This window comes from Promicromonospora sp. NFX87, assembly GCF_048564965.1.
Taxonomy (GTDB): Bacteria; Actinomycetota; Actinomycetes; order Actinomycetales; family Cellulomonadaceae; genus Promicromonospora.
On record NZ_CP183413.1, the window covers coordinates 4,013,529 to 4,032,204 of the forward strand.

At 71.4% G+C, this 18,676-nt stretch carries 19 protein-coding genes; 10 read left to right on the forward strand and 9 right to left on the reverse strand.

Going from position 1 to position 18,676, the window contains the following annotated elements:
• Window positions 1-28: 28 nt before the first annotated feature.
• The 5 genes from ACNYC2_RS18050 to ACNYC2_RS18070 form a co-directional block, all read right to left on the reverse strand.
• Complete coding sequence (locus tag ACNYC2_RS18050) at window positions 29-1,402, reverse strand: ABC transporter substrate-binding protein (RefSeq protein ID WP_419703119.1); 1,374 nt, start codon at window positions 1,400-1,402, stop codon at window positions 29-31.
• Between the two features lie 65 nt (window positions 1,403-1,467).
• Window positions 1,468-3,138 carry a glycoside hydrolase family 13 protein gene (locus ACNYC2_RS18055; protein WP_419703120.1) on the reverse strand — a complete coding sequence of 557 codons (1,671 nt, stop codon included), beginning with the start codon at window positions 3,136-3,138 and terminating at the stop codon, window positions 1,468-1,470.
• Window positions 3,139-3,191: 53 nt separating this feature from the next.
• Window positions 3,192-4,211 (reverse strand): LacI family DNA-binding transcriptional regulator, encoded by a 1,020-nt coding sequence (locus ACNYC2_RS18060; protein WP_419703121.1) that lies wholly within the window; start codon window positions 4,209-4,211, stop codon window positions 3,192-3,194.
• Window positions 4,212-4,307: 96 nt separating this feature from the next.
• The gene (hflX, locus tag ACNYC2_RS18065; protein WP_377136859.1) at window positions 4,308-5,849 is read right to left on the reverse strand and encodes a GTPase HflX; all 1,542 of its coding nucleotides are present in this window, start codon (window positions 5,847-5,849) and stop codon (window positions 4,308-4,310) included.
• Window positions 5,850-5,954: 105 nt separating this feature from the next.
• Window positions 5,955-6,539, reverse strand: a complete 585-nt coding sequence (locus ACNYC2_RS18070) for a GNAT family N-acetyltransferase (RefSeq protein ID WP_419703122.1) — start codon at window positions 6,537-6,539, stop codon at window positions 5,955-5,957.
• 52 nt (window positions 6,540-6,591) lie between these two features.
• Between ACNYC2_RS18070 and ACNYC2_RS18075 the strand changes: the two genes are divergently transcribed.
• A complete protein-coding gene (locus ACNYC2_RS18075; RefSeq protein ID WP_419703123.1) occupies window positions 6,592-7,191 on the forward strand; it encodes a class I SAM-dependent methyltransferase in 600 nt (199 codons plus the stop codon).
• A gap of 81 nt (window positions 7,192-7,272) precedes the next feature.
• Here ACNYC2_RS18075 and dapF read toward each other — a convergent pair whose 3' ends face one another.
• Genes dapF through ACNYC2_RS18090 form a run of 3 tightly spaced genes read right to left on the reverse strand, consistent with a single transcriptional unit; the run spans window position 7,273 to window position 9,844 of the window.
• Window positions 7,273-8,238: a diaminopimelate epimerase gene (gene dapF / locus ACNYC2_RS18080; RefSeq protein ID WP_419703124.1), complete on the reverse strand. Its 966-nt coding sequence runs from the start codon at window positions 8,236-8,238 to the stop codon at window positions 7,273-7,275.
• On the reverse strand, window positions 8,235-9,209 hold the full coding sequence (miaA, locus tag ACNYC2_RS18085; protein ID WP_419703125.1) for a tRNA (adenosine(37)-N6)-dimethylallyltransferase MiaA: 975 nt from the start codon (window positions 9,207-9,209) through the stop codon (window positions 8,235-8,237). The genes dapF and miaA overlap by 4 nt, the downstream gene beginning before the upstream one ends.
• Before the next feature lie 59 nt (window positions 9,210-9,268).
• Window positions 9,269-9,844, reverse strand: coding sequence for a hypothetical protein (locus ACNYC2_RS18090; protein WP_419703126.1), 576 nt, complete (start codon window positions 9,842-9,844; stop codon window positions 9,269-9,271).
• Window positions 9,845-9,975: 131 nt separating this feature from the next.
• On the opposite strand from ACNYC2_RS18090, the gene ACNYC2_RS18095 reads away from it, so the two are divergent.
• The 5 genes from ACNYC2_RS18095 (at window position 9,976) to ACNYC2_RS18115 (ending at window position 13,279) form a co-directional block, all read left to right on the forward strand.
• Window positions 9,976-10,575 carry a YbjN domain-containing protein gene (locus ACNYC2_RS18095; protein ID WP_274994189.1) on the forward strand — a complete coding sequence of 200 codons (600 nt, stop codon included), beginning with the start codon at window positions 9,976-9,978 and terminating at the stop codon, window positions 10,573-10,575.
• The gene (locus tag ACNYC2_RS18100) at window positions 10,572-11,153 is read left to right on the forward strand and encodes a YbjN domain-containing protein (RefSeq protein ID WP_419703127.1); all 582 of its coding nucleotides are present in this window, start codon (window positions 10,572-10,574) and stop codon (window positions 11,151-11,153) included. Before ACNYC2_RS18095 ends, ACNYC2_RS18100 begins: the two co-directional genes overlap by 4 nt.
• 132 nt (window positions 11,154-11,285) lie before the next feature.
• Window positions 11,286-12,257: a WXG100 family type VII secretion target gene (locus tag ACNYC2_RS18105; protein ID WP_419703128.1), complete on the forward strand. Its 972-nt coding sequence runs from the start codon at window positions 11,286-11,288 to the stop codon at window positions 12,255-12,257.
• Between the two features lie 63 nt (window positions 12,258-12,320).
• On the forward strand, window positions 12,321-12,974 hold the full coding sequence (locus ACNYC2_RS18110) for a hypothetical protein (protein WP_419703129.1): 654 nt from the start codon (window positions 12,321-12,323) through the stop codon (window positions 12,972-12,974).
• Window positions 12,971-13,279, forward strand: a complete 309-nt coding sequence (locus ACNYC2_RS18115) for a hypothetical protein (RefSeq protein ID WP_419703130.1) — start codon at window positions 12,971-12,973, stop codon at window positions 13,277-13,279. The genes ACNYC2_RS18110 and ACNYC2_RS18115 overlap by 4 nt, the downstream gene beginning before the upstream one ends.
• Before the next feature lie 24 nt (window positions 13,280-13,303).
• Here ACNYC2_RS18115 and miaB read toward each other — a convergent pair whose 3' ends face one another.
• The gene (gene miaB, locus ACNYC2_RS18120) at window positions 13,304-14,995 is read right to left on the reverse strand and encodes a tRNA (N6-isopentenyl adenosine(37)-C2)-methylthiotransferase MiaB (protein WP_419703131.1); all 1,692 of its coding nucleotides are present in this window, start codon (window positions 14,993-14,995) and stop codon (window positions 13,304-13,306) included.
• A 138-nt stretch (window positions 14,996-15,133) separates the two neighbouring features.
• Between miaB and ACNYC2_RS18125 the strand changes: the two genes are divergently transcribed.
• The 4 genes from ACNYC2_RS18125 to ACNYC2_RS18140 all read left to right on the forward strand — a co-directional run bounded on the left by ACNYC2_RS18125 (window position 15,134) and on the right by ACNYC2_RS18140 (window position 18,618).
• A complete protein-coding gene (locus ACNYC2_RS18125; RefSeq protein ID WP_419703132.1) occupies window positions 15,134-15,949 on the forward strand; it encodes an amino acid ABC transporter ATP-binding protein in 816 nt (271 codons plus the stop codon).
• Between the two features lie 75 nt (window positions 15,950-16,024).
• Window positions 16,025-16,885 carry a transporter substrate-binding domain-containing protein gene (locus ACNYC2_RS18130; RefSeq protein ID WP_419703133.1) on the forward strand — a complete coding sequence of 287 codons (861 nt, stop codon included), beginning with the start codon at window positions 16,025-16,027 and terminating at the stop codon, window positions 16,883-16,885.
• Between the two features lie 138 nt (window positions 16,886-17,023).
• Window positions 17,024-17,713: an amino acid ABC transporter permease gene (locus tag ACNYC2_RS18135; protein WP_419703134.1), complete on the forward strand. Its 690-nt coding sequence runs from the start codon at window positions 17,024-17,026 to the stop codon at window positions 17,711-17,713.
• Window positions 17,710-18,618: an amino acid ABC transporter permease gene (locus ACNYC2_RS18140; protein ID WP_419703135.1), complete on the forward strand. Its 909-nt coding sequence runs from the start codon at window positions 17,710-17,712 to the stop codon at window positions 18,616-18,618. Before ACNYC2_RS18135 ends, ACNYC2_RS18140 begins: the two co-directional genes overlap by 4 nt.
• Window positions 18,619-18,676 lie beyond the last annotated feature (58 nt).

Genomic DNA, 18,676 nt, shown 5'->3' on the forward strand with positions numbered 1-18,676 from the left:
ACGGCGGGTGAGTCCGGCCGGCGCTGGGTCAGCTGCGGTCGAGCAGGGTCTGGACCTGGGTCTGCGCGTCGGCGAGCAGGGCGTCGATGTCCGCGTTCTCGTCGGTCAGCACCGCCTGGACCACCGGGTCGAGCGCTGCGTACACGTCCTGGGTCGCGACGGCGGGCTCGGGGATGACCGGCTGGTCGAACATCTGCTCCGTCATCGGCGCGAAGTTCTCCAGCGGGACGTTGACGAGATCCTTGATCCAGCCCTGCTGCTCCTCGTACGTCGCCCGGTCGAAGATCGGCAGCGCCGGAGCGCCGACGGGCTGGTCGGTCTCGGCGAGGACCTCGGCGTCGGCCGTGGCGGCCTCCTGGTCGGTCAGCTTGGAGATGTAGTAGAAGTCGATCCACTTCACGGCGGCCGCCTGCTCGGCCTCGGACGCCGCGGAGCTCACCGCGGCGAGCGTGCCGCCGCCGAGCGTGCCGGCGTCGTCGCCCTCCAGGGGCAGCACCGTGACGCCGTACTCGTCGGGGTTCATCTGGTTCTGGGTGAACAGGTTGGGGTAGTTCGCGCCGCCCGAGATGTACATGCCGATCTTCCCGGCGGCGAAGTCCTGGTTGATGGTGCCCCAGTCGTACAGGAAGCTGGAGCCCATGGAGTCGTCCTCCCAGCGCATCTCCTGCAGCATCTCGAGGGCTTGGACCGTGGCGTCGTTGTCGACGGTGGCGGTCGTCTCCTCGCCCTCGCCCTCGACGATGCGGCCGCCGAGCGCGTACGTCTCGGTGGTGAGGATCCAGCCGCCCGTGTTGCTCTGCGTCATGTGGGCGTAGCCCGCCTGGCCGGTCTTGTCAGAGATGGCCTTGGCCGCCTCGCGCACCTCGTCCCACGTGGCCGGCGGGTCGTCCGGGTCGAGCCCGGCCTCCTCGAAGAGCGCCCGGTTGTAGTGCAGGCCCTGGTTGTAGGCGGCGATCGGGACGGCCCACATGCCGCCCTCGGCGTCCTGGCCCGCCTCGGCGATGACCGGGTTGAACTGGTCCGCGTAGGGCAGCTCGGCCACGAGCTCGCTGACGTCGGCGATCTGCCCGCGCTCGATCAGGGCGCGGCCGTCGGTGAACGGGATGGGGAAGACGTCGGGCAGCGTCCCGCCCGCGAGCTCGGCGGCGAAGGTCGTGCCGGACCAGGTGAACTCCTTGGTCTCCACCTGGATGTCCGGGTTGGCCTCCTCAAACTGCGCGATGCGCTCGTCGAACGCGTCGATCGCCTCCTGCTCGAGACCGGCGTCGATGGAGACCTCGATGGTCACCGGGCCCGTTGGCTCCGCGGCCGGGTCCTCGGACGAGCCGCAGGCCGTGAGGGTTCCCGCGACGGACAGAACACCCACCAGGGCGATCGCCGCGCGCTTCTGTGCTGACTTCATTGTCACTCCTTGGTCGTGTGCCGCTGGGACGGCATCTCTGGGGGAAGACGAGTAGGGAAGGGGGGTCAGGACGGCAGGTCGAGCCAGACGGCGGTGTCCGGCCCGATCTCGCCGTCGACGGGGCCGCTCGCCAGGAGCACCGTGGCCCCGGCGGGCAGCGGGACGGGAGCCGTCCCGAGATTGACGACGCACGCGAAGCGCGCGCCGCGGGTGAAGGCGACGACGTCGTCGCCCTGGCTGTCGCCGTCGAGACCGAGCCACGTGAGCTCCTCGGCGTGCAGCGCCGGGAGGTCGCGCCGCAGGTGCAGCGCACGGCGGTAGAGGCTCAGCATCGAGCCGGGGTCGCCGGCCTGCGCCTCCACGGAACGGTCGCTCCAGCCGGTGGGCTGGGGCAGCCAGGGCGCCGCGCCGCCGTCCGGCCCGAACCCGAGGCTCGTGCCGGTCCGGGTCCACGGGAGCGGGACACGGCAGCCGTCCCGGCCGGGGTCGACGCCGTCGGACCGGAAGTGCATGGGGTCCTGGATGAGCTCCCTCGGCACCTCCGCCTCGGGCAGGCCGAGCTCGTCGCCCTGGTAGACGTACAGGGCGCCGGGCAGCGCGCCGACCAGGAGTGCGGCGGCCCGCGCCCGGCGCGTGCCGAGCTCCAGGTCGGACGGCGTGCCGAACCGCTTGGCCGCGAAGTCGAAGGACGAGTCCTCCCGGCCGTACCGGGTGACGGGCCGCGTGACGTCGTGGTTCGACAGCACCCAGGTGGCCGGGGCGCCCACGGGGGCGTGCGCCTCCAGCGTCATCCGGATCGACTCCCGCAGCTCCTTCGCGTCCCAGGGGCGGGCCATGAAGTCGAAGTTGAACGCGGTGTGCATCTCGTCGGGGCGCAGGTACTGGGCGAACCGCTCGTGGTCGGCGAGCCACACCTCGCCCACGAGCACGCGGGGCTCCTCGTACGAGTCGGCGACGGTCCGCCAGCCGCGGTAGATGTCGTGGATCTCGTCGCGGTCCAGGTGGGGGTGCTCCCCCGGGCCCGGCGTCTCCGGGACCTCCGGCAGTGCGGGGTCCTTGACGATGAGCGCCGCCGAGTCGATCCGGATGCCGGCCGCGCCCCGGTCGAACCAGAACCGCAGGACGTCCTCGTGCTCCTGCCGGACGTCGGGGTGGTTCCAGTTCAGGTCCGGCTGCTCCGGGGTGAACAGGTGCAGGTACCACTGGCCGGGCGTGCCGTCCGGGTTGGTGGTGCGGGTCCAGGTCTGGCCCTGGAAGCTCGAGACCCACCCGGTCGGGATCTGCGCCCCGTCGGGTCCGGCGCCGTCGTGGAACCAGAACCGCTCGCGCTCCGGCGAGCCGGGGCCCGCCGCGAGCGCCGCGCGGAACCACTCGTGCTCCGCCGAGATGTGGTTCGGGACCACGTCGACGATGGTCCGGATGCCCAGCTCGCGGGCCTCGGCGATCAGCGCCTCGGCGTCCTCCAGCGTGCCGAACGCCGGGTCGATCCGGCGGTAGTCCCGCACGTCGTAGCCGCCGTCCGCCAGGGGCGAGGCGTACCAGGGTGTGTACCAGATCGCGTCCACGCCGAGGTCCCGCAGGTAGCCCAGCCGCGAGCGGACGCCGGCGAGGTCACCGGTCCCGTCGCCGTTCCCGTCCGCGAAGCTGCGCGGATAGATCTGGTAGATCACCGCGCTGCGCCACCACTCGGGCCCGGCGGATCGCGGGTCTGCTGCAGGCTCGGACGTCGTCGTCATGCGGTGAACCGTAATTCACATGACAACGGGTACGCAAGAACTCGACAGTAACCTTATCGATTTGTGACAACCTTCATCGCGGCGGTGGAGGCGCGGACCACGAGCTCCGGCTCGAACAGCAGCTCGTCGCGCGGCACGTCGCTGCCGTCGATGAGCGCGGCCAGGAGGTCGACGGCGGCCCGCCCCATCGGCTCGATCGGCTGGCGGACGGTGGTCAGGGCCGGGTCGGTCGAGTTCATCAGCGCCGAGTCGTCGAAGCCGACGACCGAGACGTCCGCCGGGCACGACAGCCCGACACGGCGCACCGCCCGGATCGCGCCGAGGGCGAGCGGGTCGCTGGCACAGACGATCGCCGTCGCGCCGCGCTCGATCAGCCGGTTGGCCGCCGCCTGGCCGCTCTCCAGCGAGTACTGCGAGTGCACCACCAGGCCGTCGTCCAGGTCGAGGTCGTTCCGCTTCGCGAACCGGCGGGCGGCGGCGAGCTTGCGCTCCGACGGGACGTGGTCGGCCGGGCCCAGCAGCAGGCCGATCCGCCGGTGCCCGAGCGACGCGACGTGGCCCATCGCCTGCTCGATCGCCACGAGGTCGTCGGTCGCGACCCGCGGGAAGCCGAGATCCTCGATCGACGCGTTCATGAGCACCACGGGCAGCCCGAGGTCCTCCAGCCGCCGGTAGTGGGAGTGGTCCGCCTCGCGCTCGGCGTAGAAGCCGCCCGCGAAGATCACGCCGGAGACCTGCTGCTGCAGCAGGAGGTCGATGTACTCGGCCTCGGTGACACCGCCGGCCGTGCGGGTGCAGAGGACCGGCGTGTACCCCTGCTGCGCGAGGGCGCCGCCGATCACCTCCGCGAACGCGGGAAAGATCGGGTTCACCAGCTCGGGGAGGACCAGCCCGACGAGCTTGCCGCGGCTGCCCCGCAGCTTGGTGGGGCGCTCGTAGCCCAGCACGTCCAGCGCCGTGAGCACGGCGTCGCGGGTGCTCTGGGACACTCCTGGCTTTCCGTTGAGCACACGACTGACCGTCGCCTCGCTCACGCCGACCTTCTTCGCCACATCCGCTAACCGTCTCGACATGACGTCGATCCTAGTCACGGACAACGCAAACCGCTTGCAGGGATTGCATACCCCTGCAAGCGGCTTGCGTACCCGGCGTCGGACGCCGGCGGTGGATCAGGAGGCTACGGCGACCTGCCGCAGCTCGATAGCGAGCTGCTCGTCCACCCGTCCACGCAGGTGGGTACCCGCGGCGACGTGCTCGGTCAGGTCGATGTCACCGTGCTCGTGCACGCGGTGCACCAGGTCGCCCCGCTCGTACGGGACCACCAGGTCGATGGCGACGCCCGGGCGCGGCAGCTCGGCCGCGACGCGGGCGCGCAGCTCGGCGATGCCCTCGCCAGAGTGCGCCGAGACGACGGCGGTGTGCCGCTCGCGCCGCTGGATCCGGCCGACGACGGTCGGGTCGGCGATGTCGGCCTTGTTCAGCACGATGATCTCGTGCACCTTGTCGAAGGCCGGGATCTCGGAGAGCACCTCGCGCACCGCGGCGATCTGCCCCTCGGGGTCCGGGTGGGACGCGTCGACCACGTGCAGCAGGATGTCGGCGTCGCCGACCTCCTCCAGCGTGGACCGGAACGCCTCGACGAGCTGGGTCGGCAGCCGCCGCACGAACCCGACCGTGTCGGTCAGCGTGTAGACGCGGCCGTCCTCGGTCTTGGTGCGCCGGACGGTCGGGTCCAGGGTCGCGAACAGGGCGTTCTCGACGAGCACCCCCGCGCCGGTCAGCGCGTTCAGCAGCGAGGACTTGCCGGCGTTCGTGTAGCCGGCGATGGCGACCGCGGGGATCGCGTTGCGCTTGCGGCTCAGCCGCTTGGTCTCGCGGGCCGGCTTCATCGCGACGATCTCGCGCCGCAGCTTGGACATCCGGTCACGGATGCGCCGCCGGTCCAGCTCGATCTTGGTCTCACCGGGACCACGCGAGCCCATGCCGGCGCCCGCGCCGCCCACCTGGCCACCGGCCTGGCGGGACATCGAGTCACCCCAGCCGCGCAGGCGCGGCAGCAGGTACTCGAGCTGGGCGAGCTCGACCTGGGCCTTGCCCTCCCGGGACTTCGCGTGCTGCGCGAAGATGTCCAGGATCAGGGCGGTGCGGTCGACGACCTTGACCTTCACCACGTCCTCCAGCGAACGACGCTGGGACGGGGCGAGCTCGCCGTCGACGATCACGGTGTCGGCACCCGTCGCCATGACGACCTCGGCCAGCTCGAGGGCCTTGCCGGAGCCGAGATACGTGCCCGGGTCGGGCTTCTGCCGGCGCTGGAGCATGCCGTCCAGCACCTGGGAACCGGCCGTCTCGGCCAGTGCCGCGAGCTCGCGCAGCGAGATCTCGGCGTCGCGGGCCGCGTGCTCGCCACCCGAGTACAGGCCGACGAGCACCACCTTCTCCAGGCGCAGCTGCCGGTACTCGACCTCGGTGACGTCCTCGAGCTCGGTCGACAGACCGGCCACGCGGCGCAGTGCTGTGCGCTCCTCGAGCTCCAGCTGGTCACCGTCGGCCACGGTGTGCACCGTGGCGCCGTCGGCACGTGCGGTCCCCGCCCGAGCGAGAACCCGTGCCACGACATCGTTCGCGATCGCCTGGGCATCAGGCTGGACCTCGCGGAGTTCGGGCGTCTCCTCTGCGGGGAGCTCGGGCTCTGTCGGGGTGTGGGTCATGTACTACCTAACTCTCGATTGTTCTTACCTGCTGTACAACAAGGATCCCACGGTCGAAAGTCCCGCGGCTATGTCTTTCCGGGCCGGGCTGCCGGGAGCCCGGCGTCAGAAGTCCAGGCGCATCACCCGGCGCCGCTTGGTCGGCCGGCTGACCTCCGTCAGGCCCGCTGCCGCGAACGGTCCCGGCGTACCGACGTTGACCTCGCCCCACGCGATCTCCTGGCCTGGGTTCGACACGATCGGGTACCCCTCGACCGCCTGGGCGCCCCGCTCCCGCGCGTGGTCGACGGCGGCCGCGGCCAGCTCGTACATCAGGCCCTGCTTGCGATAGCCGGCGCGGACGGCGAAGCACGTGACCGCCCACACGCCGTCGTCGTCCTTGTCCTCGTGCCGGCCCGCCCACGGGACCTGGCTGCCGCGGTACCGGACGAACTCCGTGCGGGGCGCGACCGCCACCCAGCCGGCGGGCTCACCGTCGTCGTACGCGACCAGGGCGCCGGTCGTCGGCGCGTCCGGGCCCGCGTCGAGCTGCTCGCGCAGGTGGTGGCCGCGCTCCTCCACCGAGAGGTACCACCAGGCCCGGTCGCCGAGCCGGATGCGCTGGCACTGGCAGTGGTGGGCGCCGCCCCGCAGGCCGAACACGGTCTGCACGTCGTCCCACCGGTCCGGGGTGGCCGGCACGATCTCCATGCCGGAAGGCTGGCACCGGTCACGGCGGGCGGCAAGCGCCTACGATGACGCGGTGTCCACCGACCACTACTTCACCGCGCAGCCCGCCTCGGACGACGAGCGCCGCACCCGGACCATCCACCTCGCCGGTCGTGAGCTGGAGGTCGAGGTGGCACCGGGGGTCTTCTCGCCCGGCGGGGTCGACAAGGGCACGGCGGTGCTCCTGGGCGAGGTCCCGGCGCCCCCGCCGTCGGGCAACCTGCTGGACCTGGGGTGCGGCTGGGGTCCCATCACGATCTCCCTCGCGCTGGAGGCGCCGCACGCCACGGTCTGGGCCGTCGACGTCAACGAGCGGGCCCTCGACCTGGTGCGACGCAACGCCGAGCGGCTCGGCCTGACGAACGTCCGCGCGGCGCTGCCCGACGACGTGCCGGAGGACATCACGTTCGACACGTGCTGGTCCAACCCGCCGATCCGCGTGGGCAAGGAGGCGTTGCACGACCTGCTGACCCGGTGGCTGCCGAGGCTCGGGGACGGCGCCGAGGCGTGGCTCGTGGTGCAGAAGAACCTGGGTTCCGACTCGCTGGCGCGCTGGATCACCGACACGCTGGGCCTGCAGGTCGAGCGCGAGGCGTCGTCCAAGGGCTTCCGCGTCCTGCGGGTCGCGGGCTGACCTGTCAGACGGCTACGTACGTGTCAGACGTACAGGTCACTCGATTGACCTGTACGTCTGACACGTGCGCCGGGGTCTGAGCTAGCGCGCGACGTGGCCCGAGTAGACCAGCTCGGCGGGGCCCGCGAGCTCGACGTTCCCGCTCGGCAGGACGCGCACCCGCACCTCGCCGCCCGGCACCTCGACGATCCACGTGTCGGGGGCGCCGGCGCCGGACGACCCGGCCTGCCAGGTACGTACCGCGAGCGCCGCGGCGCACGCGCCGGTGCCGCACGACGGCGTCTCGCCGACCCCGCGCTCGTGAACGCGCATGCGGAGGCGGCCGACGACGCCGTCCGGACCCTCCTCCTCGCCGAGCGGCACCACGAGCTCGACGTTGGTGCCGTGCGGGGGCAGGGGTGCGACCTCGGGGGCGCGGAAGAGCTCGAGCGAGTCGAGCTCGTCGAGGCTCGCGAGGGCGACGACGGTGTGCGGGTTGCCGAGGTCGACGCTCAGGGCGGGACGCGGTGCGGTCCAGCCGTGGACCGCCACCGCCGCGTCGTACCCCTCGGCCGCGGCGGACTCGCCGCCGGGCAGGAACCAGGGGCCCATGTCGACGGCGTACCAGCCGCCGCGCTCCTTGGTGACGCGCTTGACGCCGCCCCGGGTGCCCAGGCTGAGCGGCCCGGCGGACAGGTCGGCGAGCCCCTCCTGCTCGGCGAACGCCGCGAAGACGCGCACGCCGTTGCCGCACATCTCCGCGACGGAGCCGTCCGCGTTGCGGTAGTCCATGAACCATTCGGCGGTGGGGTCCTGCGCCAGTACCTCCTGGGCGGCCTCCTCGCCGGCGCGGGCGAGTGCGGCGGTCGGGGCGAGCCGGATGACGCCGTCGCCGCCGATCCCGGAGCGGCGGTCGGCCAGCCTGCGCACGTCGGCCGGCCCGAGGTCGAGCGTGCCCTCGGGGTCCGCGATCAGCACGAAGTCGTTCTGCGTGCCGTGCCCCTTCGTGAAGGCAAGCGTGCGGGGCGTCGGGCCGGAGGGCACGGGGCTGGTCGCGGGCTGCGTCATGAGCCCAGGCTACGGCGCATGGGTTCAGATCCGGCAACCGGCAGGGTCCCGTCGTCAGCCGCGGCGACGATCTCGAGGGCCTCGTCGAGCAGGTGGGGCGAGGCGGCGTCGAGCCAGTGGACACGCGGGTCGCGACCGAACCAGCCCATCTGCTTGCGGGCGAGCCGGCGGGTGTTGGCGGTGATCGCCTCCCTGGCCTCCGCCTCGGTGAGCTCGCCGCGCCACCAGGCGAGCACCTCGGCGTACCCGACGGCGCGCGCGGCGGTCACCCCGAGGCCGGATCCGGTGCCGCCCTGCTCGGGGCTCGCCAGGGCGCGCACCTCGTCCACGAGGTCCGTGTCCCACATGCGGTCGACGCGCGACGCGACCCGCGCGTCGAGCACCTCGCGGGAGCAGTCGAGCCCGATCTGCACGGCGGGCCGCACGTACTCCTGCCGAGGCAGGTTGGCCGTGTAGGGGCGGCCGGTGATCTCGATGACCTCCAGCGCGCGCACGATCCGGCGGGTGTTGCGTGGGTCGATGCTCTCCGCCGCCTGCGGGTCGAGGCCCGCGAGCTCGGCGTGCAGGGCGCGGCGGCCCTCCGCCTCGGCGCGCGCCTCGAGCCGCGCCCGGACCTCGGGGTCGGTGCCCGGGAAGTCCATCGCGTCGAGCAGCGCCCGTACGTACAGCCCGGATCCACCGACGACGACGGCGCGCGCGCCCCGCCCGGCGATCGCGTCCAGGTCGGCGCGTCCCGACTCCTGGTAGCGCGCGACGGAGGAGTCCTCGGCGGGGTCCAGCACGTCGAGCTGGTGGTGCGCGATCCCGCGCCGCTCGCCCGGCGGCACCTTGGCCGTACCGACGTCCATGCCGCGGTAGAGCTGGAAGGCGTCGGCGTTGACGATCTCGGCGGCGCCCAGCGCCTGGGCCAGGTCGAGCGCGAGGTCCGACTTTCCGGTGGCGGTGGGACCCACGACGGCGACGACTATCACGCGGCAACCTTACGGGCCGACGCCGACACCGTCCCGCACACCGGCTCTCACGCCAGCCCTCACATCAGCGTGGTCACGCGGTAGGCCGGCGGCAGGTGGCCGTGCGACTGCTCGAACACCTGGACCTCGGCGTGCCAGGCGTCGGCTCCGGCCGCCCGCAGCGCCGCCCGGATCCCGTCGGTGAGCACCTCGGGACCGTCGTCCACCCCGCCGGGCACTCCCCCGCCCGCGACGACCAGACCGGTCGCGCCGCGCAGCAGGCCGGCAGCGCCGTCGGCGAGCGACGAGTCCGCCGGCACCTCCAGGGTCTCGACGCCGGCAGCCCGGTCGCCCAGCACGTCCGCGAGCGCCAGCAGCGCGACGGACGCGCCGGTGCCCGCGGGGGCGCCGTCCGCCCAGGACGGGGCAGCCGAAGTGCCGGGCAGCCAGCGGTCGCCGATCCCGGCTCCCGCGAGCGACGGGCGCATCCGCCCGTGCCGGAGCGCGGGTCCGTGCGCGAGGACCAGTGGAAGCCGACCACCTGCGACGAGCTCCGCGAGGGCGGCCCGGACCGCGCCGCGTACCGCCGTGAGGGGGTCCGCCCTCAGGCCGGGAGCGAGCCCCGGGACGAGCAAGGGGGTCGCAGGCAGGATCACGGCACGCACGATCCACGAAACTACACGGCCCGCGCCGATCCGGCCCCGCGCACAAGCCTCTGGACGATTCCACCCCATTTCCCACGTGTCCGACGCAGCGAGTGGAGGGGTCGGGCGGGTACTGTGGGCTGGTGAGGTTCTTCGGGTCACGACGCCGTAACACGGCGGGCGACGGCGACCGTGCGGCCACCGGCCCGCAGCAGCCCGAGCCCAGGGAACTCGACGACGACGAGCTCCGCGCCCAGGTCGAAGGGGTTCTGCTTCGGGAGCTGACGGGCGGTCTTGACGATCCGTCCTCGATCCCTGAGCCCCTGACGCGCGACCGCGTGGTCGAGTGGCTGGGTGAGAACGGGTTCAGCTACTTCGTGGACTCGGAGGGCGACGTCGGCGGGCTCTGGCACGGCTGGCTGTTCTACTTCCTGATGGTCGGCGAGAGCTCTGAGGTGCTCCAGGTGCGCGGGCAGTGGCACCGGGATCTGACCATCGAGCGGCTCGAGGAGATCCTCGAGCTCTGCAACGAGTGGAACGCCGAGCGCATCTGGCCCAAGACGTACGTCCGGGTCCGGGACAACGGGGCGGTGCTCGTCTACACCGAGGTCACCGTCGACCTGGAGCACGGCGTCACCGAGGACCAGCTCGACCAGCTCCTGCAGTGCGGGCTGACCACGGGTTCCATGTTCTTCGAGCATCTCGACGAGACGTTCCCCGATCCGCTGAGGTCCGCACCATGAGCCCGCCCATCGGTGGTGGCGGCCGCGGCGCCGGCCGCTGGCTCGCACGACTGCTGAACCCGCGTCCGCCGGCCGCGCGGCGGTCCTCCGGCACGCAGGTCCGGACCATCACCAACACGCAGGTCGAGAAGCCTCGACCGCTGAGCACGCAGCGTGTCGGCGACGACCTCTCGCGGCGCGGCTACCGGTTCCGGATCGACGACGACGGCGACGTCACGGGTACCTGGGACGGCAACCGGTTCTGGTTCCTGCTGCTGGGTGAGCACGACGAGATCCTGCAGGTCCGTGGCCGCTGGGCGGGCACGCTGCCCGCGGGGGCGCGCCTCGCCGTGCTGCAGGCCGCCAACGACTGGAACCGCGAGCGCATCTGGCCGAAGGTCTACACGCGCGAGGAGTCCTCGGGGCTCGCCCTGTACGCCGAGGTGTCGGTGGACTTCGAGCACGGCGCGACCGAGGACCAGCTCGCCCAGACGGTGTCGTGCGGCCTGGTCACGGCCAGCCAGTTCTTCTCCACTGTCGCGTCGCTGGCCCCGCCGTCGGACGAGAAGCCGGACGAGCCGTCGTCGGACGAGGAGTAAGCAGCGCCACCGCGGAGGCAGCCGCCGGGCGAACCCGGTGGGTAGTTCTGCCCGTTGCCTTTGGTCGCCCCGTCGTAGCCGGTCGGTTACGGTCCTGACTAGCTGATGGCCGGGCAAGTGGTGGGGGAACCGATGGGTGAGATGTGGGGTGCTGACCTCGCACAGCTGCGCAACCTTGCGAGGGAGTTCGACGCGGCGTCGCAGTCGCTGGACGACGCCGTCTCCGAGGTCACGTCCGTGCTGGCCGGCGTCGACTGGCTGGGGCCCAGCGGCGACCAGTTCCGGGAGGAGTGGGACGGTCACCACGCGCCGGCTCTCCGGCTGGCCGCGACCGGCCTCGCGGAGGCGAGGATCACGGTCGAACGCAACGCGGACGACCAGGAGCGGACCAGCGAGGACTACGCGGGCGGTGGCAGCGTCGGTGGACCCGCTGGGGGCGGCATCAGCACGCAGGAGGCCGGGGGCGGTGGTGGTGGCGGCGGTACCTGGAACCCTGAGGACGACGGCTTTCCTGAGTGGTTCGACGAAGGACTCGCCGGCTGGGCCAACGGGCTCACCGCCGCCGGCCTGGGACAGGACCTCATCAATCTCATCGCCAAGGTGGGCAGTGGCGTCGACGCACTGAGCGACCTCGGCCCCGGCGGGCACATGCTCGACGCGTTCGGGAAGTTCTTCGCGGTCGGGTCGATCGTCACCGGTGGCCTCCAGGCGTACGACGAGTGGTCCGAGGGCGACTTCTACGGGGGCGCCGACGGCGCGATCACCGCAGGCCTCGGCGTCGCGGTGCTCGCGACCGCCGCGACTCCCGCTGGACCGTTCGTGGCCGCCGGCGCAGCGGCCTGGGGCGCGGCCTCGCTGATCAACGGTCTCGTCTCCGACCGCCCGCTCAGCGAGAACCTCGTGAACATGAGCCCGGTGGGTCTCGCGTGGAACGCGTTCTCCGACAAGCAGTTCTCCGAGGCGGTGACCGACGCGGGCGGCTGGGCCTGGGATCGCGGCACCGAGGCCGTGAGCGAGATCGCGGAGGACGCCGGCGACGTCTTCGAGGCCGGCGGCAACATGCTCAAGGGGGCCGGGAACGCCATCGGCGGTCTCTTCGACTGATCACACCACTGACATAGCCTGAGGCAGACCTAGGCCCTCAGCGGCCACTGGGAGGACAGGAATATGACCGACAACTTCACCCCTGAGCGGGACGTCTCCGCAGACTCGGACGTGGCACTCCTCGAGCTGACCGCCTTCGAGCTCCTGACCCTGCTCGCCCAGGGTCAGACCGAGGCGGGTAGGCGCACCACGGAGCTGCTGCGCCTGCCGGACGTCCCGCGGGACTCTCCGCTGCACGGAGCGGGCCTGAGCTCGCTGGTCGTGCGACGTCTTGCCAGGACCGAGGACGGCGCCCTCGTGCCGGTCGGCAAGCTGGCGGCGCTGGCCAACGTCCTGTTCACCGCAGACACCTGGGTCGAAGCCGTCGGCATCGCCGGAAGCGTGAACAGCGCGGCGCTGCTGGTGCGCTCGCCGCAGGGCTCCGTGGTCATCGAGCCGCGACCCAACGGCATCTGGCAGGTGCTGCCGCTGGAGCCCTCGGAGCCCGTACAGGTCGCCGCTTCACGCTACGTCGAGGCGGCGTTCCGCAACCTCGACGGGCGGCCGTTCGGTGGCAGCGTCAAGGTCACCGACGCGAGCGGTGCCCGGACGGCGGCGGTGCGCGTCGCGGCCGACGACTCCTGGCAGCTCGTCCACGGCCCGGTCGGCGAGAAGCTGGATCCGGCGCCAGTACGTCCGGACCCGACGTTCCGCATCCTCGCGCAGGCGGTCGCGTGACCTCCGGCCCCGAGAACCCCTGGTCGGACCACGGCGACCCTGCCCGCGCCCGTCGTCTCGCCTGGATGTGGACCGCCATGTCCGTCGTGGGCTGGGGCACGGCCGGGTTCGCGACGCTCAGCTGGTGGACCGCCCAGGTGACCGGCCGCGCCGGCGAGTACGAGTGGCGCGGTTACGCCGAGGGCGACATGTTCCCGTGGTACCTCGTGATCCCGTTCGGGGTGCTGGGGCTCTGCCTCGCGGTCGTCGCCGCGCGCAAGTGGGCCCGCGCTCGCAGGCTGGCGCGGGGCAACCGAGGCAGCTAGCGCCTGCCCTCCCGGGTTTCCAGGTCAGCGACGCAGCGTCGGCAGCCCCAGCGAGACCGGGCCGGACACCGCCGCGGACGTGCCGTGCGAGTGCTCGTCCTCCCCGCCGCCGAGCCGTGCCTTCTCCCGCGCCGCCCAGGCGTCGCCCGAGCGGGTCCGCCGCACGGGAAGGCCGTCGGTGAGCGGCGAGTCCGCCAGCAGGTGGTGCGGGGCGGCCTTCGTCACGGTCACGGTCACCATGTCGCCAGGCCGCGGCAGGCCGTCGGGCACGACGTCGGCGAGGCGCGGGTCGTCCAGGCTCGCCGGTGCCTGCGAGAGGTCGGTGTCGGCGAGGTAGGCGCCCGGCCTGGCCAGCGCGTCGTGCTGGGGCAGGGCGAAGTGCACCAGGCGGTTGTCCTCGGCGCGGCCCGACAGGCGGTGCCGCTCGCCGCTCTTGCGCCCGGAGTCCTCGGCGACGAGCACCTCGAGCGTGCGACCGACCTGCTTCGCGGCCTCCTCGGCGCCGACGCGCTCCTGCAGGGCGAGCAGGCGCTCGAACCGCTCCTGCACGACCTCCTTGGGCAGCTGGCCGTCCATGGTCGCGGCCGGCGTGCCGGGGCGCGGCGAGTACTGGAAGCTGAACGCCGAGCTGAACCGGGAGGCCTCGACGACGCGCAGCGTCTCGGCGAAGTCCTCCTCGGTCTCGCCCGGGAAGCCCACGATGATGTCGGTGGTGATCGAGGCGTCGGGCATCACGGCGCGGACGCGGTCGAGGATGCCGAGGAACTTCTCCGAGCGGTAGGAACGGCGCATCGCGCGCAGGATCCGGTCGGAGCCGGACTGCAGCGGCATGTGCAGCTGCGGCATCACGTTGGGCGTCTCGGCCATGGCGGTGATGACGTCGTCGGTGAACGCGGCAGGGTGCGGGGACGTGAACCGGACCCGCTCCAGGCCCTCGATCCGGCCACAGGCGCGCAGGAGCTTGGCGAACGCGCCGCGGTCGCCGAACTCGACGCCGTAGCTGTTCACGTTCTGGCCCAGCAGGGTCACCTCGATGGCGCCGGCCGCGACGAGCGCCTCGACCTCGGCCAGGATCTCCCCTGGCCGGCGGTCGCGCTCCTTGCCGCGCAGGTGCGGCACTATGCAGAACGTGCAGGTGTTGTTGCAGCCCACCGAGATGCTCACCCAGCCGGCGTAGACCGACTCCCGCTTGGTCGGCAGCGTGGACGGGAAGACCTGCAGCGACTCCGCGATCTCTACCTGTGCCGCCTCGTTGTGCCGGGCGCGCTCCAGCAGCACCGGCAGGGCGTCGAGGTTGTGGGTGCCGAAGACGACGTCGACCCACGGCGCCTTCGCCACGATGTCCCCGCGGTCCTTCTGGGCCAGGCATCCGCCGACGGCGATCTGCATACCCGGACGCGTCGCCTTGATGCCGGCGAGCTGGCCGAGGTTCCCGTACAGCTTGTTGGCGGCGTTCTCGCGCACGGCGCACGTGTTGATCACCACGACGTCGGCGGCGTTCGCGGCCTCGTCCTGGCTGGAGGCCCGGGTGTAGCCGGCTTCCTCGAGCATCCCGGCCATGTGCTCGGAGTCGTGCACGTTCATCTGGCAGCCCAGCGTGCGCACCATGTAGGTGCGCGGCGGCTGCTCCGGAGCCTCGTCATGGACGGCTGGATCGGTCCAGCGGTCGGTCGCGGCGACGTCGGGCAGGGCTGGGGTGAGGGCGGTCGTGGACATCCCATCGATTTTACGACCCCTGTCGAGCCGCGCCGAACACGAAGATCTTGGTCCATTGCGGGCATCTGTTACCGAAACGTTGTCCCCCGATGACCCGTCGACTTGGTCCTTGAAACATCGGATCGTTAGGTTCAAGGGATGGACCAGAGCACCCCGACCACCGGCCAACCGGCGGCCGACGAGACCGTGGACGCTCCGACGTCGGACCGCGTCCTCGGGGCGCCCCTCGTAGAGCTGAAGCACGTCAACAAGCATTTCGGTGCGCTGCACGTCTTGCAGGACATCGACCTCACCGTCCGCAAGGGCGAGGTGCTGGTCGTGATCGGCCCGTCCGGGTCCGGCAAGTCGACGCTGTGCCGAGCGATCAACCGCCTCGAGACCATCGACGACGGCACCATCTCCGTCGACGGCAAGACCCTGCCCGAGGAGGGCAAGGCCCTCGCACAGCTGCGGGCCGAGGTCGGCATGGTCTTCCAGTCGTTCAACCTGTTCGCGCACAAGACCGTGCTCGACAACGTGACGCTCGGACCGCGCAAGGTGCGCGGCCTGTCGAAGAAGGACGCAGAGGCCGAGGCCATGACCCTGCTGGAGCGGGTCGGCGTCGGCAGCCAGGCGCGCAAGATGCCCGCGCAGCTCTCCGGTGGGCAGCAGCAGCGCGTGGCCATCGCCCGGGCCCTGGCCATGAAGCCGAAGGTCATGCTGTTCGACGAGCCGACCTCCGCGCTCGACCCCGAGATGGTCAACGAGGTCCTCGACGTCATGGTGTCGCTCGCCCAGGACGGCATGACGATGATCGTCGTCACGCACGAGATGGGCTTCGCCCGCAAGGCGGCGCACCGCGTGGTTTTCATGGCGGACGGCCAGATCGTCGAGGAGGCTCCCCCCGAGGAGTTCTTCACGGCGCCCAAGAGCGAGCGTGCCCGCGACTTCCTCTCCAAGATCCTTACCCACTGAACTTCCCACCGAACTTCACTGACTGATCCCAGCCAAGGGTTCCGTACCGGATCCCGTACTTACCGAAGGGGAATCATGCGCAAGCACACCATGGAGCTGCTGGCAATGGCGGCAGCGACCACTCTTACTCTCTCCGCCTGCAGCGGCGCAGAGGTCGGCGGCGAGCCGGGCGGCGACGACACCGCGAACGGTGGCGGTGGCGACACCATCCGCATCGGCATCAAGTACGACCAGCCGGGCCTGGGCCTCCAGGAGGGCGAGGAGTTCACGGGTTTCGACACCGACGTCGCACGTTACGTCGCGAACGAGCTGGGCTACTCGGAGGATCAGATCGAGTTCGTCGAGACCATCTCGGCCAACCGCGAGACGGCGCTGCAGAACGGCGACGTGGACATGATCTTCGCGACCTACTCGATCAACGACGACCGCAAGGAGCTCATCGACTTCGCCGGACCGTACTTCGTCGCCGGTCAGGACCTGCTGGTCGCCGCGGACAACACGGACATCACCGGCCCGACGGACCTCGAGGGCAAGAACCTCTGCTCGGTCACCGGGTCGACGTCGGCGGAGAACATCAAGAACGACTACGCCGAGGGCGTGCAGCTCGTGGAGCGCGGCGGCTATGCCGAGTGCGCGACGGCTCTCGCGTCCGGTGCCGTCGATGCCGTGACCACCGACGACATCATCCTCGCCGGCCTGGCCGCGGCCGAGGAGAACGCCGGCAAGTTCAAGGTCGTCGGCGCGCCCTTCTCCGAGGAGCGCTACGGCGTGGGTCTGCCCGCCGACAGCACGGACCGCTGCGAGGAGGTCAACGCCGCGATCACCAAGATGATCGACGACGGCACGTGGGAAGAGCTCGTGACCAAGAACACCGAGGGCACCGGCTACACCCCGGACGCGGACCTCAACCCGCCGACGCCGGACGCCTGCGCCTGACCTGCTGACCGTTATGTGATCCAGCGTGCTCGACGCCGGGCCGCCCGCTCTCCACGCGGCTGCCGGTCCGGCGTCGGGCGCGTCCGGTGTCGGCGGCCCGTGCCGCGACACCCCTGACCAATTCCCTGAAAGGTGACCGTGGACGACTTATTCTCCGGGTTCGCCGAGCTCTTCGCTCAGTACGACGTCCTGGGTGCGTTCTGGGTCAATATCCAGCTCACGTTCTGGGCCGCGCTGCTGTCCCTGGCGCTCGGCACCGTGCTCGCACTGATGCGCATCTCTCCGATCGCGTCGCTCCAGTGGGTCGGCGCCGCGTACGTGACCATCTTCCGGAACACGCCGCTGACGATCATCCTCACGTTCATGTTCCTGGTGGTGTTCTCGCAGCTGGGGCTCACGCTCTCGGACGACTTCGCGACCACGTTCTTCTGGTTCGCTGTCATCGGGCTGTCCGTCTACCACGCGGCGTTCGTCTGCGAGGCCATCCGGTCCGGCGTCAACACGGTGCCGGTGGGCCAGGCGGAGGCCGCGCGCGCGATCGGGCTCTCGTTCCTGCCCGCGGCACGCCTGGTCATCCTCCCGCAGGCCTTCCGCGGGGCCATCGCACCGCTCGGCAACACCCTCATCGCACTGCTCAAGAACTCGACCGTCGCGGCTGCCGCCTCGGTCGCCACCGAGACGTCGTCGCTGATGAGGACCATGATCGAGTTCAGACCGGACCTCATGGTCGCGATCTTCCTGGTGTTCGCCATCGGTTACGTGATCCTGGTGATCCCCATCGGTGTGGGCACTACCTGGCTCTCCGAACGACTGGCGGTGAAGCGATGAGCGCGTCCGTCCTGTTCGACGCACAGGGGCCCCGTGCCCGGGCAGCGTCCCTGGTCGGCAACATCGTGGCAGCCGTCGCGGTGCTCGCCGGGATCGGCTGGGTCGTCTCGGTCCTCGCCGGAAAGGGGCAGCTCGAGGCCTCGCTGTGGCAGAACGCCGTCTCCGCCGAGGCCTGGCAGTCCTACTATCTGCCGGGCCTGCAGAACACGCTTCGCTCGGCGCTGTTCGCCACGGTGGGCGCGGTCGCGTTCGGCATCGTCTTCGGTATCGGACGGCTGTCGCGCAACCGTCCGGTCCGGTGGCTCTCCGGCGTGGTCGTGGAGTTCTTCCGCGCCGTGCCCGTGCTGCTGATGATGATCTTCTTCTACATGTACTTCTCGGCGCAGGCGCAGTGGATCGCCGACCGGCCGTTCACGGCCGTGGTGGTCGCGCTCGTCCTGTACAACGGCTCAGTCATCGCGGAGCTGGTCCGGGCCGGCGTCGGGAACCTTCCCAAGGGGCAGGGCGAGGCCGGGCTGGCGATCGGTCTCACGCCCGGGCAGACGCTCCGCTCGGTCCAGCTTCCGCAGGCTCTCGTCGCCATGCTCCCCGCGATGGTGTCGCAGCTCGTGGTGGTCCTCAAGGACTCCGCGCTCGGCCAGTTCATCCTGTACTCCGAGCTGCTCCGGTCCGCCCAGATCCTCTCGTCCAGGGAGCAGAACCCGCTGCAGACGCTGGTCGTCGTGGCGATCGTGTTCATCGCGATCAACTGGCTGCTCACCGTCGTGGCGCACCGGCTCGCGAGGCTCCTGTCGAGCCGGACGGCGGGTGCCACGGTCGAGGGCACCGGGATCGGTAACCCGACCGCGGCCGGCGGGTTCGTCGGCGCCGGCCCGGGCCCGGGCGCAGGCGCAGGCACCGTCTGACGGTCCCACCGCACGGACGCCGGAGCCGCCCTCAGCACACGCTGTGGGCGGCTTCGGC

What these genes read in the sequence shown, in the direction of transcription:
- ACNYC2_RS18050 (WP_419703119.1), bottom strand. Translation starts at nt 1,402, where the DNA reads ATGAAGTCAGCACAGAAGCGCGCGGCGATCGCCCTGGTGGGTGTTCTG.
- ACNYC2_RS18055 (WP_419703120.1), bottom strand. Translation starts at nt 3,138, where the DNA reads ATGACGACGACGTCCGAGCCTGCAGCAGACCCGCGATCCGCCGGGCCC.
- ACNYC2_RS18060 (WP_419703121.1), bottom strand. Translation starts at nt 4,211, where the DNA reads ATGTCGAGACGGTTAGCGGATGTGGCGAAGAAGGTCGGCGTGAGCGAG.
- hflX (WP_377136859.1), bottom strand. Translation starts at nt 5,849, where the DNA reads ATGACCCACACCCCGACAGAGCCCGAGCTCCCCGCAGAGGAGACGCCC.
- ACNYC2_RS18070 (WP_419703122.1), bottom strand. Translation starts at nt 6,539, where the DNA reads ATGGAGATCGTGCCGGCCACCCCGGACCGGTGGGACGACGTGCAGACC.
- dapF (WP_419703124.1), bottom strand. Translation starts at nt 8,238, where the DNA reads ATGACGCAGCCCGCGACCAGCCCCGTGCCCTCCGGCCCGACGCCCCGC.
- ACNYC2_RS18100 (WP_419703127.1), top strand. Translation starts at nt 10,572, where the DNA reads ATGAGCCCGCCCATCGGTGGTGGCGGCCGCGGCGCCGGCCGCTGGCTC.
- ACNYC2_RS18105 (WP_419703128.1), top strand. Translation starts at nt 11,286, where the DNA reads ATGGGTGAGATGTGGGGTGCTGACCTCGCACAGCTGCGCAACCTTGCG.
- ACNYC2_RS18110 (WP_419703129.1), top strand. Translation starts at nt 12,321, where the DNA reads ATGACCGACAACTTCACCCCTGAGCGGGACGTCTCCGCAGACTCGGAC.
- miaB (WP_419703131.1), bottom strand. Translation starts at nt 14,995, where the DNA reads ATGTCCACGACCGCCCTCACCCCAGCCCTGCCCGACGTCGCCGCGACC.
- ACNYC2_RS18125 (WP_419703132.1), top strand. Translation starts at nt 15,134, where the DNA reads ATGGACCAGAGCACCCCGACCACCGGCCAACCGGCGGCCGACGAGACC.
- ACNYC2_RS18130 (WP_419703133.1), top strand. Translation starts at nt 16,025, where the DNA reads ATGCGCAAGCACACCATGGAGCTGCTGGCAATGGCGGCAGCGACCACT.
- ACNYC2_RS18140 (WP_419703135.1), top strand. Translation starts at nt 17,710, where the DNA reads ATGAGCGCGTCCGTCCTGTTCGACGCACAGGGGCCCCGTGCCCGGGCA.